The organism is Pseudomonas tolaasii NCPPB 2192 (assembly GCF_002813445.1).
GTDB classification, from domain to species: Bacteria; Pseudomonadota; Gammaproteobacteria; order Pseudomonadales; family Pseudomonadaceae; genus Aquipseudomonas; species Aquipseudomonas tolaasii.
The window spans coordinates 6,226,990-6,240,527 of the sequence record NZ_PHHD01000001.1 but is presented as its reverse complement, the minus strand read 5'-3'; the positions used below and the strand labels follow the sequence as shown (position 1 = coordinate 6,240,527).

Sequence of the window (13,538 nt, the reverse complement as noted above, 5' to 3'; positions counted from 1 at the left end):
CGGGTGCTTATTGCACGCTGTAGTTGAAGGTGGCGGTGAAGCGCTGCTCATTGCGCCCCCCGAAGGCTTGCTCGGGGAACGGCTTGACTTGCTTGATGCGACGCAAGCTGGTGGTGGCGGCTCGGTTGAGCAACATGCTCGACGCCTGGGTCTGTATGCCTGAGTCCAGAACGCGGCCCTGGCGGTCTACCAGCAACCACACCACCACTTCGCCGCTGGGGCGTTCGAGGGAGGCCTGGCGGCCGGTGGGGTATTGCTTGTAGGTATCCAGCTCGTTGCGCAAACCCTTGAGGTAACCGCCTTCCAGCGCCTGGCCGTCGACCTTGGGCGGCGCCGGCGGGGCGGGGGGCGCAGGTGTCGGGGCTGCTGCAGCCTGGACCGGCTTGGCTGCAACCGGCGGGGCTGGCGTGGGGGTCGGCGTGGGCTTGGCCGCCACCACAGGTTTGGGTTTGGGCACCGGTTTGGGCTTGGGTTCGGGTTTTGGCAACGGTTTTGGTGGAGGCGGAGGCGGGGCCGGTTCGGCCTCTTCATCCTCGATCACCGGGGGTGGCGGCTCTTGCTCCACCACGGGTTCCGGGACCACTTCCGGCTCGGGCTCGACCAGCGCCAGCTCGACCGCGGATTCGTCGTAAACCGGCTCGACCTTCAACGTCTGTGACTGGATGCCCATTGCAATCAGCACCAGGGCGATCAGGGCCGGGACACTGCCCAGCAGCTGTCGCGCACGAAACAGAACGTACATGATCAGGATTTACGCGTGGCAATGGACACGGAGGTGAAGCCACCCAGGCGCAGGGTGTCCATCACTTCCACCAGGCGCGAAACCTCGACGCCCTTGTCGCTGTTGACGATGATCGTCGACTTGGTGTCCGGCTTTTCGGCGGCCTTCAGCGCCGGTACCAGAGCGTCCACCGTGAGGTCTTTGCCATCGAGTTGCAATTGGCCTTCCAGGCCCAGAGTGAGGATGAATTTGTTTTGCGGTTTGAGCTGTTGCGAACTGCTGGCGCTGGGCAATTGGGTTTTCATGCCGAGGGCCGGAATCACGTTCAGGCTCACCAGTACGAAAAACACCAGGAGGAACATCATCACGTCGATCATCGGGATCAATTCGATGTGCGCCTTGCGTTTTTTGGGTTCGTCCCAGGTTCTCATTCCGTTACCCCGTCATTGAATTAGGGGCGACACGCTAACAACCGAAAATGACCGATTGGTTAACTTTAATTTACGTTTTGAAGGCTCTAGTACGGGTATTGCAGTGAATTTACCTTGCAATTTTGTGACGTAGTGAAATTGACATAAAGACCGTACATTCTTGGAGAATTTACCTTCTGAGCCATCCCGTATGCCGACCGAACTGCCTCGATTGACCACATCGCGACTACTATTGCGGGCGCTCGAGAGCGACCAGGCCGAGACGCTTTTCAGTCTCGCCAACGGGCCTGAGATTGCTGACAACACGGCCAATATTCCCTCGCCCTATACCCTGGAAACGGCACAGAGCTTTATTGAGTCGATCGCGGAAAAATACCGCGCGGGCGATTTGCTCAATTTGGGCATGCATGTGCGCGAAACCGGTGAGTTGGTCGGCGTTATCAGCCTGCGTATCAACGCGCGACACCACGCGGGGCATTTGGGTTACTGGGTGGCGGCGCACGCCCGCAACAGAGGTTATGCCGCCGAAGCCGCCGGCGCGGTGATGGGCTTCGGGTTCACCGAGTTGGCACTACAGCGAGTGGGTAGCCAGTGTTTTGGCCGTAACAAGGCATCGGCGCGGGTCCTGGAAAAAATCGGCCTGCGGTTTGAAGGGTGCCTGCGTCAGGCCTTTCTCAAGAACGGCGTGTACGAGGATTTGCTGGGGTTCGCCGCCGTGCGTGAAGACTGGGAGCGTGGCCTGTGAGTGGCGTGGATCAGGGCCGGCGCCGTGTACTCGGCGGGCTGGCGGTTGCCACGGCGTTTTCGATCCTCAGCCCGTTTGCGCGCAGTGCCGGGGTCGACTATCCATTCACCCTCGGCGTGGCTTCGGGTGACCCGTTGCCCGATGGCTTTGTGATCTGGACGCGCCTGGCGCCGTTGTTCAATGCCGTGGATGGGCGTGGCGGTTTGAGCCGCGCGGTGCCGGTGCGCTGGCGAGTCGCCAGCGATGCGGCGATGACGCGTATCGTGCGCCAGGGCGAGGTCACGGCCACCGAACACTTCGCCCATTCGGTGCATGTGGAGGTCGCCGGGTTGGAGGCGGGCCGGCCGTATTGGTACCAGTTCGACAGTCTGGGCGCGCAAAGCCCTGTGGGCCAGGCGCGCACCTCGCCACCCGTGCAGGCCATGGCGGCAGCGCGTTTGGGGTTTGTATCGTGCTCCCATTGGGAGCGCGGCTACTTCAGCGCCTATCGCCACCTGGCCGCCGAGCAGCCGGACCTGGTGTTCTTCCTCGGCGACTATATCTATGACAGTTCCTACGCGGTGGATTCGGGCAAGATCATCCGGCCCCACGGCAGCGGCAATGCGGTAAGCCTGCGCGATTACCGCAACCGTTATGCCTTGTACAAAACCGACCCGGACTTGCAGGCGCTGCACGCCGCCGCGCCCAGCGTGGCGACCTGGGATGATCACGAAGTGCAGAATGACTACGCCAACCGCTGGTCCCAGGACCCGAAGATCCCGGTGGCGCAATTTCTCCAGCAGCGCGCGGCCGCCTACCAGGCGTTTTACGAGCACATGCCGCTGCGTGCCAGCAGCCTGCCGAAGGGTCCCGACATGCGTGTTTACCGGCGGCTGGATTACGGCCGGCTGGCACGTTTCCACGTGCTTGATGGCCGCCAGTACCGCTCCGAACAACCCTGCATCCCGGCCAATGGCAGCCGTCAGGGGCATATCGCCGACAACGCCTGCACCGACTTGCGTGACCCGCGCCGTACCATGCTTGGTTGGGAACAGGAGGCCTGGCTCGACCGGGGTTTTGCCGAGTCCCCGGCGCAGTGGAATGTGATCGCCCAGGATTTGCTGGTAGCGCCGCTGATCCAGCGTGACCTGACAGATCAAAAGCCCGGGCACTGGACCGACGGGTGGGATGGCTACATGGCCAGTCGCGACCGGCTGCTGGCGTCGATCCAGCGCAGGCAGGTGAAAAACCCGGTGTTCTGGGGCGGTGATATCCATTCGTTCTGGACCACCGACCTGCACGCCGATGCCAATGATCTGAACTCGCCGGTGGTCGCCACTGAGTTTGTCGGCTCGTCGGTCACCTCGGACGGCCCGCCTTTTGATGCGTTCTCGCAGTTGCTGCCGCTCAACCCGCATGTGAAGTTTTTCGACAGCCGCCAGCGGGGGTATGTGTCGGTGGCGTTGACTGAGCAAAAGATGCTGACGGATTTTCGCGTGATTACGGACCCGCGTGATCCGCTGGCCACGGTTTCTACGCTTAAGTCGTTTGTGGTGGAGGCGGGGCGGGCGGGGGCGATAGCGGTATAGCAGGATATTTGAGCCAAGCGAATTCGTAATGGCGAACGCACTTATTGTCTCAGCTGACTTGATAACGCACCGACAGCGCGCCCTTTTTCTCTGACAATGCCAGAACCGTCACTTGGCCCAACTCGCTCAACGCTTGCACATGGGTGCCGCCGCAGGCGTAGGCAGGCAGTTCGCCAAACCCGACTTCGCGCGTGCCGTCTTCCAGGACCATGTGGCGCAGGTAGTCGGCGGTGATCCATTCGTTGATGCGCGTTTGAATCGCTTCGGCGTCGACGGCCTGCGCAGCCGCCCCACGCATAAAAGTGACCTTGCCTTCGCCCGGCCAGTGATGAGCCTTGATCGGCATCCAGCCCAAGGCTTCCCCGGCATTGCCGATCAAATGCCCGGCGGAATGCAGGCGGGTGTGCAGCGCGCGGCGTTGTTCATCGACCCGCGCAATGATCGGGCCGGGCTCCACGGGCCGATCGACGTAGTGCACCACTCGGTTAGCCTCCTGAATAACGCGTACCACCTGGCTGTCGCCGAGCCAACCCGTGTCGAATGGCTGGCCGCCGCCCTGAGGGTGAAAAATCGTTGATTGCAGGACGACCGCAAAGTGGTCTTCGTGGGGTGTGCAGCTCAGTACTTCCAGCGCGGCGGTCAGGTGGTCGTGGGTGAAAAACAGGCGCTCGGTCATCATCTACATCCGCATCAGGGTTCTGTGCGCAGTATAAATAGTGCCTGGATAGGTGATAATCCGTTCAAATATCAATGGACCTGTGCACCATGAGCATCAATCTTCCTTTGCCGTTGCTGGGCGAAATGGCGATTTTCGTCAAAGTGGTGGAAACCGGCAGCTTCTCGGAGGCCGCGCGGCAACTGAGCGTTTCGCCTTCGGCGGTGAGCCGCAGCATTTCGCGCCTGGAACAGGCCCTGGCCACGCGACTGCTGCAACGCACCACACGCAAATTGCGCTTGAGCGAAGGCGGTGAAGAGGTGTTCAAGCGTTGCCGGGAGATGGTCAACGCGGCGCGCTCGGTGATGGAAATCAGCGGCCAGTTCACCCATGAGGCCGAAGGGCTGGTACGGATCAGCGTGCCCAAGGCCGTTGGGCGTTTTGTGGTGCACCCGCACATGCCCGAGTTTTTGCGGCGCTACCCGAAGGTGGATGTGCAGTTGATCCTGGAGGATCGGCATGTGGACCTGATCGATGACAACGTCGATTTGAGCATTCGCATCACCGACAGCCCACCGCCGGGGTTGGTGGGCCGCCAGTTATTGCCCATCGAACATTTGCTCTGCGCGACGCCGCAGTACCTGGCCGAGCATGGCGCACCGGGCCACCCCCATGATTTGCTGGAGCACAGCTGCATTTATCTGGGGGAAACCCCGGGGGACTCGCGCTGGAAATTCCGCCAGGGCGCCAAGGCGGTGACGGTGGGCGTACGCGGGCGGTATGCGGCAAACCACACAGGCGTGAGGCTGGACGCGGTGCTTCAACATGTGGGGATTGGCAGCCTGCCGTATTTCACCGCGCGCCATGCGCTGGAGGCGGGGCGGTTGGTGCAGGTGCTGCCGGAGTGGGATTTTATTGCGTCGTACCACGGCGAGGCGTGGCTGCTGCATTCGCCCACGCGGTACCTGCCGCCGAAGTTGCGGGTGTTTATTGATTATCTGGTGGAGTGCATGGCCAAAGAGCCGACATTGCGCCGACGGTAGGGTTGAAATGCGGTGCAAATGTGGGAGCTGGCTTGCCTGCGATGGCATCACCTCGGTTTGGCTGACAGACCGAGTTGCCCGTATCGCAGGCAAGCCAGCTCCCACATTTGGTTTGCGTGGGTCTGGAAGATCAGTGCTTGCTCTGGTCCTGCGGCATGGCCAGCAGTTGTTTTTCCTGGTTCCAGTCGAACGGTTCGTCGTTCTGTTCGGCTTCAAAGCGACGCTCTTCCAGGGCCTGGTACAGGTCCAGTTCTTCATCGGGCATGAAGTGCAGGCAGTCGCCGCCAAAGAACCACAGCAGGTCGCGTGGTACCAGGTGGGCAATTTGCGGGTAGCGCAGGATGACCTGGCTCATCAGGTCCTGGCCCAGGTACTGGCTTTCGATCGGGTCGATCGGCAGCAGGGCGCGCAGTTCGTCGAAACGCTCCAGGAACAGCGAGTGGCTTTCCTCGGGTACCTGTTCGGCTTCGCCGACGGCAACCAGGATGCTGCGCAGGTGGTCGAGCAAGACGAGATGATCGGCAACGACGTTGGACACGAGATAAGTCCTCTAAAGCAAAAACGGGCGCGAGAGTATATAGCTCCCGCGCCCGTATTTATATGACCGCTGGTATCAGCGGACTTTGCCTTCAGTGTGGGCCAGCTCTTCCTTGCTGAAATCATCCACGTCGATCACCTTGCGTCGCGCCGCTTCGGCATCACGCAGGGTCTGCGCTTCGGCCGGCTGCAGCACGCCAGCATGCAATGCCGCATCGATGGCGTGCTCGCCGGCAGTCGGTTTGACCTGGCCGCTTTTGAGGCCCTGGTGGAGTTTTTTCTGCAGGGGTTGGCTGGCGCCGAGCAGGTCGTAGGCATGTTGCAGGGCGCCCACCGGGTCTTCCGCCGCTTGCGGGCGGTAGCAGCCGGCCAGCAGTTCTTCGAGGGTCGGGTCGCCTTTGGCGCGGCCGATGACGGCAGCGACTTCGGCATCCAGCGCATCCGATGGCCCGGTATGGCGGCGCCCGAACGGGAACACAATCACCCGCAGCAGGCAGCCGAGCACCTTGTTCGGGAAGTTGCTCAGCAACTCGTCCAGTGCGCGCTCCGACTTGCCAAGGCTTTCTTCCATGGCCCAGGCGAACAGCGGTTCCAGGTGGTCCGGCGAATCCAGGTCGTGGTAGCGCTTGAGTGCGGCCGACGCCAGGTACATATGGCTCAGCACATCGCCGAGGCGCGCCGACAGGCGCTCACGACGCTTCAATTCGCCGCCCAGCAGCATCATGCTCAGATCGGCGAGCAGGGCAAACGCTGCAGCCTGGCGGTTCAACGCGCGGAAGTAGCCCTGACTCAGGCGGTTGCCCGGCGCTTTTTCGAAGTGACCCACGCCGAGATTCAGCACCAGCGTACTGGCCGCGTTGCTCACCGCAAAACCGATATGCTGCATCAGTAAACTGTCGAACTCTTTGAGTGCCTGGTCGTGGTCTTCGCGACCGGCCAACGCCATTTCCTTGAGCACGAACGGATGGCAACGAATGGCACCCTGGCCGAAGATCATCAGGTTGCGGGACAGGATATTCGCGCCTTCCACGGTGATGAAGATCGGCGCGCCTTGCCAGTTGCGGCCCAGGTAATTGTTCGGGCCCATGATGATGCCCTTGCCGCCGTGCACGTCCATGGCGTGGCTGATGCACTCGCGGCCGCGCTCGGTAAGGTGATACTTGAGAATCGCCGACAGCACCGAGGGCTTTTCGCCCAGGTCCACGGCATTCGCGGTGAGCATCCGCGCGCTGTCCATCAGCCAGGCGTTGCCGCCGATGCGCGCCAGGGCTTCCTGGATACCTTCGAAGGCGGACAGCGGCACGTTGAACTGTTCACGCACCTGCGCATATTGGCCGGTGACCAGGCTGGTGAACTTGGCCGCGCCGGTGCCCACGGCGGGCAGGGAAATCGAACGGCCCACCGACAGGCAGTTCATCAGCATCATCCAGCCCTTGCCGAGCATTTCCTGGCCGCCGATGAGGAATTCCAGCGGAATGAACACGTCCTTGCCGGAGTTGGGGCCGTTCATGAAGGCGGCGCCCAGGGGCAGGTGGCGACGGCCGATTTCCACGCCGGGGGTGTCGGTGGGGATCAGCGCGAGGCTGATGCCCAGGTCTTCCTCTTCACCCAGCAGGTGGTCCGGGTCGTGGGCCTTGAAGGCCAGGCCGAGCAGGGTCGCGACCGGGCCGAGGGTGATATAGCGTTTTTCCCAGTTCAGGCGCAGGCCCAGGGTTTCCTTGCCTTCCCATTCGCCTTTGCAGATCACGCCGGTGTCGGGCATGGCGCCGGCATCGGAGCCGGCGAGCGGGCCAGTCAGGGCGAAACACGGAATATCGTCGCCGCGGGCCAGGCGTGGAAGGTAGTGGTTGCGTTGTTCGTCGGTGCCGTAATGCAGCAACAGTTCGGCCGGGCCGAGGGAGTTGGGCACCATTACGGTGGATGCCAGGTCACCGCTGCGGGTGGCGAGCTTCATGGCCACCTGGGAGTGGGCGTAGGCGGAAAAACCCTTGCCGCCGTATTCCTTGGGAATGATCAGCGCAAAGAAGCCGTGGGTCTTGATGTGTTCCCAGGCGGCGGGCGGCAGGTCCATGGCCTGGCCGATTTCCCAGTCGCTGACCATCGCGCAGAGTTCTTCGGTCGGGCCGTCGATGAAGGCCTGTTCCTCTTCGGTCAATTGTGCCTTGGGGTAGGCCAGCAACTTGTCCCAGTCGGGGCGGCCGCTGAACAGTTCGCCGTCCCACCACACGGTGCCGGCGTCGATGGCATCACGCTCGGTTTCGGACATTGGCGGCAGGACTTTCTGAAACCAGTTGAACAGCGGTTTGGTGAAATATTGGCGGCGCAGGTCGGGCAACAGCAGTGGCGCAGCCACGGCGGCGATCAGCACCCAGAAGATCAGCAGCAGCCAACCCGGTGCGTGGCTCCAGGCGCCCATCGCCAGCAGGTAAACGGCGACCACGCCCAGAGCGGGCAGGGGGGCGACGCGGCGGTGTGCGAGGTAGGCAATGCCGACCACCAGCACCAGTATCCACAACAACAGCATATTCAATCCTCCGTGAAACCAGGGGCGAAACCACCATGGAGCTTAGTCGGCATCCGAAAAAGCGCGGTGATCAGGGTGTAACGAGATTTGGCCGAATCGTCGTTATCTCCGTGGCAGACCTGTCGTTACACTCAAGGCTTGTCTTGGAGATAAAGCTCATGGATACGTACCTGAGTCCCAGCCGCTTCATCGATAGTGACCACCCTGCGGTGGTGGAGTTCGCCGAAAAACATCGCGATTCCAGCGCGGATTTGCGTGACCAGGCAGTCAGTCTTTATTACGCGGTGCGTGAGGCGATTCGCTATAACCCGTACACCTTCAGCCGTGACCCAGGCACCCTCAACGCCAGCTTCGCCCTCGCCACCGGTGAGAGCTACTGCGTGCCCAAGGCCACCCTGCTTGCGGCCTGCGCCCGCCATTGCGGGATCCCGGCGCGCATCGGCCTGGCGGATGTGCGCAATCACCTGTCCACGCCACGCCTGATCGCCTTGCTCAAAAGCGATGTATTTGCCATGCACGGCTATACCGAGTTGTTCCTGCGCGGGGTTTGGGTCAAGGCCACGCCGGCATTCAACAGCCGGCTGTGCGAAGTTTTTGATGTGCCGCCGCTGGAATTCGACGGCATCAACGACAGCGTCTTTCATGCGTTCAACCGTCAGGGCCAGCGCTCGATGGAATACGTACTGGACCACGGGCAGTTTGCCGACGTGCCCGAGGCGTTTTTCTTCACGCACATTCAGCATTGTTACCCGCACCTGTTCAGTGAGGGCATGCCGGCGTTGCTCGGTGACATGCAGAGTGATTTAAGCCGCGCATGAACCGGCGTATGCTGCTGCGTTCATCAAGCCATGTTCATCAACAATAAGGCGCGGTCATGCTGAAGATCTGGGGTCGTAAAAATTCATCAAACGTCAGGAAAGCACTGTGGTGCGCCGAGGAACTCGGCCTGGACTATGAAGCAATTGATGCGGGCGGGGCCTTCGGTGTGGTCGACACGCCGCAGTACCGCGCATTGAACCCCAATGGCCGGGTGCCGATGATCGAAGACGGCGACTTTGTGTTGTGGGAATCCAACACCATCGTGCGTTACCTCTGTGCCAAACAGGCGTCGAGCTTTTACCCCGTCGACCTGAAAGCCCGCGCCAACGCGGAAAAGTGGATGGACTGGACCACCTCGACACTCGCCGAACCCTTCAAGGCAGTGTTCTGGGGCATCCTGCGCACGCCTGCCGAGAAGCAGAACTGGGACAGCATCAACGCCGGGCGCCAAGCCTGCATCGATGCGCTCGGTACAGTGGACAAGGCGCTCGCCGAACAACCTTATCTGTCGGGTGCCGAATTCGGCATGGGCGATATTCCGCTGGGCTGCTTTATCTACGCCTGGTTCGGCATGCCCATCGAACGGCCTTCGATGCCCCATCTAGAGGCCTGGTACCAGCGCCTGCAGCAGCGTCCGGCCTACCGCAAAGCCGTGATGACCACGTTGACTTAATACCCACTATTAATACGGGTGACTGTACTTGTGCGGCGCGGGCAAGCACCATGCTTGTCATGCGCCCCCGTTGAACTACGTGGGCTGCGCCCTCATCTACTCTTTCTATTCCCTTCTTTGGTGCGTATTCCGATATGAGTTCCGCTCTGTCCATCCGGCAGCTAACCAAAACCTACGGCAACGGTTTCCAGGCCCTGAGTGGTATCGATCTGGACGTGGCCGAAGGTGACTTCTTCGCCTTGCTCGGCCCCAACGGCGCCGGCAAATCCACCACCATCGGTATCCTCTCCACGCTGGTCAACAAGACCAGCGGCTCGGTGAATATCTTTGGCCATGACCTGGACAAATCCCCCGCGGCGCTCAAGCGCTCCATCGGCGTGGTGCCCCAGGAATTCAACTTCAACCAGTTTGAAAAGACCTTCGACATTGTCGTGACCCAGGCCGGTTACTACGGCATTCCGGCGAAAGTCGCCAAGGAACGCGCCGAGCAGTACCTGACCCAGCTGGGCCTGTGGGACAAGCGTGACGTGCCTTCGCGCTCGCTGTCCGGCGGCATGAAGCGCCGGCTGATGATCGCCCGCGCGCTGGTTCACGAACCCCGCTTGCTGATTCTCGATGAGCCGACGGCGGGTGTGGATATCGAGCTGCGGCGCTCGATGTGGACCTTTCTCACTGAGCTGAACGAGAAGGGCATCACCATCATCCTCACCACGCATTACCTGGAAGAGGCCGAGCAGTTGTGTCGCAACATCGGCATCATCGACCACGGCACCATCGTCGAGAACACCAGCATGCGCAACCTGCTGGGCCAGTTGCATGTGGAAACCTTCCTGCTTGACCTGAAGAACAACCTGACGGTGGCGCCGCAATTGCTCGGCTACCCGAGCCGCCTGATAGACAGCCATACGCTGGAAGTGCAGGTGGACAAGGCCATGGGCATCACCGCGCTGTTCACTCAACTGGCGGCCCAGCACATTGAAGTGCTGAGCCTGCGTAACAAAACCAATCGCCTTGAGGAGTTGTTCGTGTCCCTGGTGGAGAAAAATCTGGCGAAGGTGGCGGTATGAGTTCCGAACTGCAACCCAACCTCGTCGCGCTGCAAACCATCGTCTACCGCGAAGTGAAACGCTTTACCCGGATTTGGCCGCAGACCCTGCTGCCGCCGGCGATCACCATGGTTCTGTACTTCGTGATCTTCGGTAACCTGATCGGCCGTCAGATCGGCGACATGGGCGGCTTCACCTACATGGAGTACATCGTGCCGGGGCTGATCATGATGTCGGTGATCACCAACTCCTACGGCAACGTGGTCTCCAGTTTCTTCGGCAGCAAGTTCCAGCGCTCCATCGAGGAGCTGATGGTGTCGCCGGTGTCGCCGCACACCATCCTGATCGGCTATACCCTGGGCGGCGTGTTGCGTGGCTTGATGGTCGGTGTGATCGTGACGTTGTTGTCGCTGTTCTTCACCCACTTGCAAGTGCATCACCTGGGGGTCACCTTGCTGGTGGTGGTGCTGACGGCGACGATCTTCTCGTTGCTGGGGTTTATCAACGCCGTGTTTGCACGCAACTTTGATGATATTTCGATCATCCCGACCTTCGTGCTGACGCCGTTGACCTACCTGGGCGGGGTGTTCTATTCCATCTCCCTGCTGCCGCCGTTCTGGCAGACCGTATCGCTGGCCAACCCGGTGCTGCACATGGTCAATGCCTTCCGCTACGGCATTCTGGGTGTGTCGGATATCAAGATCAGCGTAGCGATCACCTTCATGCTGGTGGCGACCGTGGTGCTGTATATCGGTTGTGCGCGGTTGCTGGTGAGCGGGCGCGGGATGCGTACTTAAGCGCTGATCCGCCATAAAAAAACGGCCTCCCTGTGAGGCCGTTTTTTATTGAATATACACAGGGCAATGTGGGAGCTGGCTCCCACACTGTTGTCAGTGTTTGCCCCTTAAACTCGGAGTGCCAAATCGATCAATGTGTGCAGCTCCGGCACCGGCAGAGGCTCCGAAGAAAACAAAATACGAAACACGGTAGGCGCCGCCAGCAGGTTGATCAAATGGTCCACGCTCGGCGCCGCGCTCTGTGGGTAGCGATCGACAATCGTCTGAAGCTGCCCACTCAAAATGCTGACGCAATACCCGGGAGTGGCGCTGCATTGCATGTCCCGCATCATGTTGCGACCCGGCTGCGAACTCATTTCGTCCAGATACTGTTCGGCCCAGGCCTGCAGGTCGCCGCGCAGGCTGCCGGTGTTGGCCGGCTCGCTGTCGGGGCGCATGCGCGCCAGCGCAACGTCGGCCAGTAGCACGGAAAGGTCACCCCAGCGCCGGTAGATAGTGGAGGGCGTGACGCCCGCGCGCGCGGCGATCATCGGCACGGTAACGCTGGAACGCTCATGCATATCCAGCAGCTCGCGTGTCGCGCTGTGCACGGATTCCTGGACCCGGGCACTGCGGCCCCCCGGGCGAAGGCCTTCTTTGATAGCCATGCGTAAAACCTTAACACAAAGAATTTGCTTTAAGCGCTTTGGGGTAGCACACTCCACAAAAGCAAAATATTAGCTTTAGCGGAGTGTGCCCATGTCTCGCGTCATTTCTCAACGGTCCAGCCTGGCGTTTCTGGTGGTCACGGTGCTGACTTTTCTCGCCGCGTCCAGTGCGCCGACCCCGCTGTATCAGGTGTATCAGGAAAACCTGCATTTCTCCGCAGCGATGCTGACGGTGATTTTCGGCGTTTATGCCGTGAGTTTGCTGACGGCGCTGCTGACCGTGGGGTCGCTGTCGGATTACCTGGGACGCAAGCCGGTGATCTTCGTCGCGTTGCTGCTGAACATCGTGGCGATGCTGCTGTTTATCACCGCCGACTCTACCGCCCACCTGATTGCCGCCCGTGCGCTGCAGGGTTTTGCCACCGGCATGGCGACTGCCGTGCTGAGTGCCACGCTGCTTGACACCGACCGCCTGCGCGGCCCGATGCTCAACAGCCTGGCGCCGCTGCTGGGCATGGCCAGTGGCGGCCTGGGCAGCGGTTTGCTGGTGGAGTACGCACCACGGCCGACTCAGTTGATCTACTTCACCATGCTGGTGCTGATGGTGCTGCAGGCCCTGTATGTATGGCGCTTGGGGGAAACCGTCAGCCGCATTCCCGGCGCCTTGAAATCCCTGGCGCCGACCCTGCATGTGCCCCCGCAGGCGCGTCGCGCCTTGTGGCTGGCGATGCCGTTGAACGTGGCGGTATGGGCGCTGGGCGGGTTCTTTTCCTCCCTCGCGCCGTCGCTGGTCAAGGCGGCCACCGGTTCGACTTCGCACCTGATCGGCGGCGGCCTGGTGGCGGTGGTGACCTTGAGCGGCGCGCTGACCATCTACAGCCTGCGCAACCAGCCGGCAGACAAGATCATGCGTTTATCCGCCACGATGTTGGCAGTGGGTGTGGCGTTGCTGCTGGTCGCGGTGCAGAGCGCCAGCCTGCCGCTGTTCTTTGTGGCCAGTGTGGTGGCGGGCTTCGGTTTCGGCGGTGGCTTCATGGGCAGTATCCGCAGCATTGTGAGCCTGGCGCTGCCTCATGAGCGCGCGGGGTTGATGTCGGCGTTCTACGTGCTGAGCTATCTGGCGTTCTGCCTGCCGGCGTTGCTGGCGGGTAACCTGAGCCGGGTTTACGGCCTGATTGTCACCACTGACGGCTACGGTGCGGCACTGATTGTGCTGTCCCTCGGCGCACTTGTGGGCCTGCTGTTGCAGGGTTCGGCGAAAGCCAGGGCGGCGGCGTAGCTCGTTTATATAGGCAAAACAGATAACAGTTAGAGAAATTACCCGTTATATAG

The 13,538-nt window shown here is 61.2% G+C and carries 14 protein-coding genes; 8 read left to right on the top strand and 6 right to left on the bottom strand.

Annotated elements, in window-relative coordinates:
- Positions 1–7: 7 nt before the first annotated feature.
- Positions 8–742, bottom strand: coding sequence for an energy transducer TonB family protein (locus tag ATI14_RS28405; protein ID WP_016970225.1), 735 nt, complete (start codon positions 740–742; stop codon positions 8–10).
- Positions 743–744: 2 nt separating this feature from the next.
- Positions 745–1,152 carry an ExbD/TolR family protein gene (locus ATI14_RS28400; RefSeq protein ID WP_005786670.1) on the bottom strand — a complete coding sequence of 136 codons (408 nt, stop codon included), beginning with the start codon at positions 1,150–1,152 and terminating at the stop codon, positions 745–747.
- A gap of 190 nt (positions 1,153–1,342) precedes the next feature.
- Between ATI14_RS28400 and ATI14_RS28395 the strand changes: the two genes are divergently transcribed.
- Together ATI14_RS28395 and ATI14_RS28390 are read left to right on the top strand one after the other, a co-directional pair.
- Positions 1,343–1,897: a GNAT family N-acetyltransferase gene (locus ATI14_RS28395; protein ID WP_026083021.1), complete on the top strand. Its 555-nt coding sequence runs from the start codon at positions 1,343–1,345 to the stop codon at positions 1,895–1,897.
- Positions 1,894–3,465: an alkaline phosphatase D family protein gene (locus tag ATI14_RS28390; RefSeq protein WP_080519955.1), complete on the top strand. Its 1,572-nt coding sequence runs from the start codon at positions 1,894–1,896 to the stop codon at positions 3,463–3,465. Before ATI14_RS28395 ends, ATI14_RS28390 begins: the two co-directional genes overlap by 4 nt.
- 49 nt (positions 3,466–3,514) lie before the next feature.
- Here the strand turns inward: ATI14_RS28390 and ATI14_RS28385 are convergent, their stop codons facing one another.
- Positions 3,515–4,141, bottom strand: coding sequence for an alanyl-tRNA editing protein (locus ATI14_RS28385; protein ID WP_016970228.1), 627 nt, complete (start codon positions 4,139–4,141; stop codon positions 3,515–3,517).
- A gap of 89 nt (positions 4,142–4,230) precedes the next feature.
- On the opposite strand from ATI14_RS28385, the gene ATI14_RS28380 reads away from it, so the two are divergent.
- Positions 4,231–5,163: a LysR family transcriptional regulator gene (locus ATI14_RS28380; RefSeq protein WP_031319640.1), complete on the top strand. Its 933-nt coding sequence runs from the start codon at positions 4,231–4,233 to the stop codon at positions 5,161–5,163.
- A gap of 130 nt (positions 5,164–5,293) precedes the next feature.
- Here the strand turns inward: ATI14_RS28380 and ATI14_RS28375 are convergent, their stop codons facing one another.
- A complete protein-coding gene (locus ATI14_RS28375) occupies positions 5,294–5,701 on the bottom strand; it encodes a PA2817 family protein (protein WP_016970230.1) in 408 nt (135 codons plus the stop codon).
- A 75-nt stretch (positions 5,702–5,776) separates the two neighbouring features.
- Positions 5,777–8,224 carry an acyl-CoA dehydrogenase gene (locus tag ATI14_RS28370; RefSeq protein WP_016970231.1) on the bottom strand — a complete coding sequence of 816 codons (2,448 nt, stop codon included), beginning with the start codon at positions 8,222–8,224 and terminating at the stop codon, positions 5,777–5,779.
- A 158-nt stretch (positions 8,225–8,382) separates the two neighbouring features.
- On the opposite strand from ATI14_RS28370, the gene ATI14_RS28365 reads away from it, so the two are divergent.
- From ATI14_RS28365 to ATI14_RS28350, 4 genes are all read left to right on the top strand, one after another.
- Positions 8,383–9,042 carry a transglutaminase-like domain-containing protein gene (locus tag ATI14_RS28365; RefSeq protein WP_016970232.1) on the top strand — a complete coding sequence of 220 codons (660 nt, stop codon included), beginning with the start codon at positions 8,383–8,385 and terminating at the stop codon, positions 9,040–9,042.
- A gap of 56 nt (positions 9,043–9,098) precedes the next feature.
- Entirely contained in the window at positions 9,099–9,716 is a 618-nt protein-coding gene (locus tag ATI14_RS28360) for a glutathione S-transferase family protein (protein ID WP_080519956.1), read from the top strand.
- Positions 9,717–9,850: 134 nt separating this feature from the next.
- Positions 9,851–10,783 (top strand): ABC transporter ATP-binding protein, encoded by a 933-nt coding sequence (locus ATI14_RS28355; RefSeq protein ID WP_016970234.1) that lies wholly within the window; start codon positions 9,851–9,853, stop codon positions 10,781–10,783.
- Positions 10,780–11,559 (top strand): ABC transporter permease, encoded by a 780-nt coding sequence (locus ATI14_RS28350; protein ID WP_016970235.1) that lies wholly within the window; start codon positions 10,780–10,782, stop codon positions 11,557–11,559. Before ATI14_RS28355 ends, ATI14_RS28350 begins: the two co-directional genes overlap by 4 nt.
- Before the next feature lie 107 nt (positions 11,560–11,666).
- On the opposite strand, the gene ATI14_RS28345 is transcribed toward ATI14_RS28350, so the two are convergent.
- Positions 11,667–12,206: a TetR/AcrR family transcriptional regulator gene (locus ATI14_RS28345; protein WP_016970237.1), complete on the bottom strand. Its 540-nt coding sequence runs from the start codon at positions 12,204–12,206 to the stop codon at positions 11,667–11,669.
- Between the two features lie 91 nt (positions 12,207–12,297).
- On the opposite strand from ATI14_RS28345, the gene ATI14_RS28340 reads away from it, so the two are divergent.
- A complete protein-coding gene (locus tag ATI14_RS28340; RefSeq protein ID WP_016970238.1) occupies positions 12,298–13,485 on the top strand; it encodes an MFS transporter in 1,188 nt (395 codons plus the stop codon).
- The last annotated feature ends 53 nt before the right edge of the window (positions 13,486–13,538 follow it).

Coding starts and splice junctions, on each gene's coding strand:
- ATI14_RS28380 (WP_031319640.1), top strand. CDS start 4,231: ATGAGCATCAATCTTCCTTTGCCGTTGCTGGGCGAAATGGCGATTTTC.
- ATI14_RS28405 (WP_016970225.1), bottom strand. CDS start 742: ATGTACGTTCTGTTTCGTGCGCGACAGCTGCTGGGCAGTGTCCCGGCC.
- ATI14_RS28385 (WP_016970228.1), bottom strand. CDS start 4,141: ATGACCGAGCGCCTGTTTTTCACCCACGACCACCTGACCGCCGCGCTG.
- ATI14_RS28345 (WP_016970237.1), bottom strand. CDS start 12,206: ATGGCTATCAAAGAAGGCCTTCGCCCGGGGGGCCGCAGTGCCCGGGTC.
- ATI14_RS28355 (WP_016970234.1), top strand. CDS start 9,851: ATGAGTTCCGCTCTGTCCATCCGGCAGCTAACCAAAACCTACGGCAAC.
- ATI14_RS28350 (WP_016970235.1), top strand. CDS start 10,780: ATGAGTTCCGAACTGCAACCCAACCTCGTCGCGCTGCAAACCATCGTC.
- ATI14_RS28340 (WP_016970238.1), top strand. CDS start 12,298: ATGTCTCGCGTCATTTCTCAACGGTCCAGCCTGGCGTTTCTGGTGGTC.
- ATI14_RS28360 (WP_080519956.1), top strand. CDS start 9,099: ATGCTGAAGATCTGGGGTCGTAAAAATTCATCAAACGTCAGGAAAGCA.
- ATI14_RS28365 (WP_016970232.1), top strand. CDS start 8,383: ATGGATACGTACCTGAGTCCCAGCCGCTTCATCGATAGTGACCACCCT.
- ATI14_RS28370 (WP_016970231.1), bottom strand. CDS start 8,224: ATGCTGTTGTTGTGGATACTGGTGCTGGTGGTCGGCATTGCCTACCTC.
- ATI14_RS28395 (WP_026083021.1), top strand. CDS start 1,343: ATGCCGACCGAACTGCCTCGATTGACCACATCGCGACTACTATTGCGG.
- ATI14_RS28400 (WP_005786670.1), bottom strand. CDS start 1,152: ATGAGAACCTGGGACGAACCCAAAAAACGCAAGGCGCACATCGAATTG.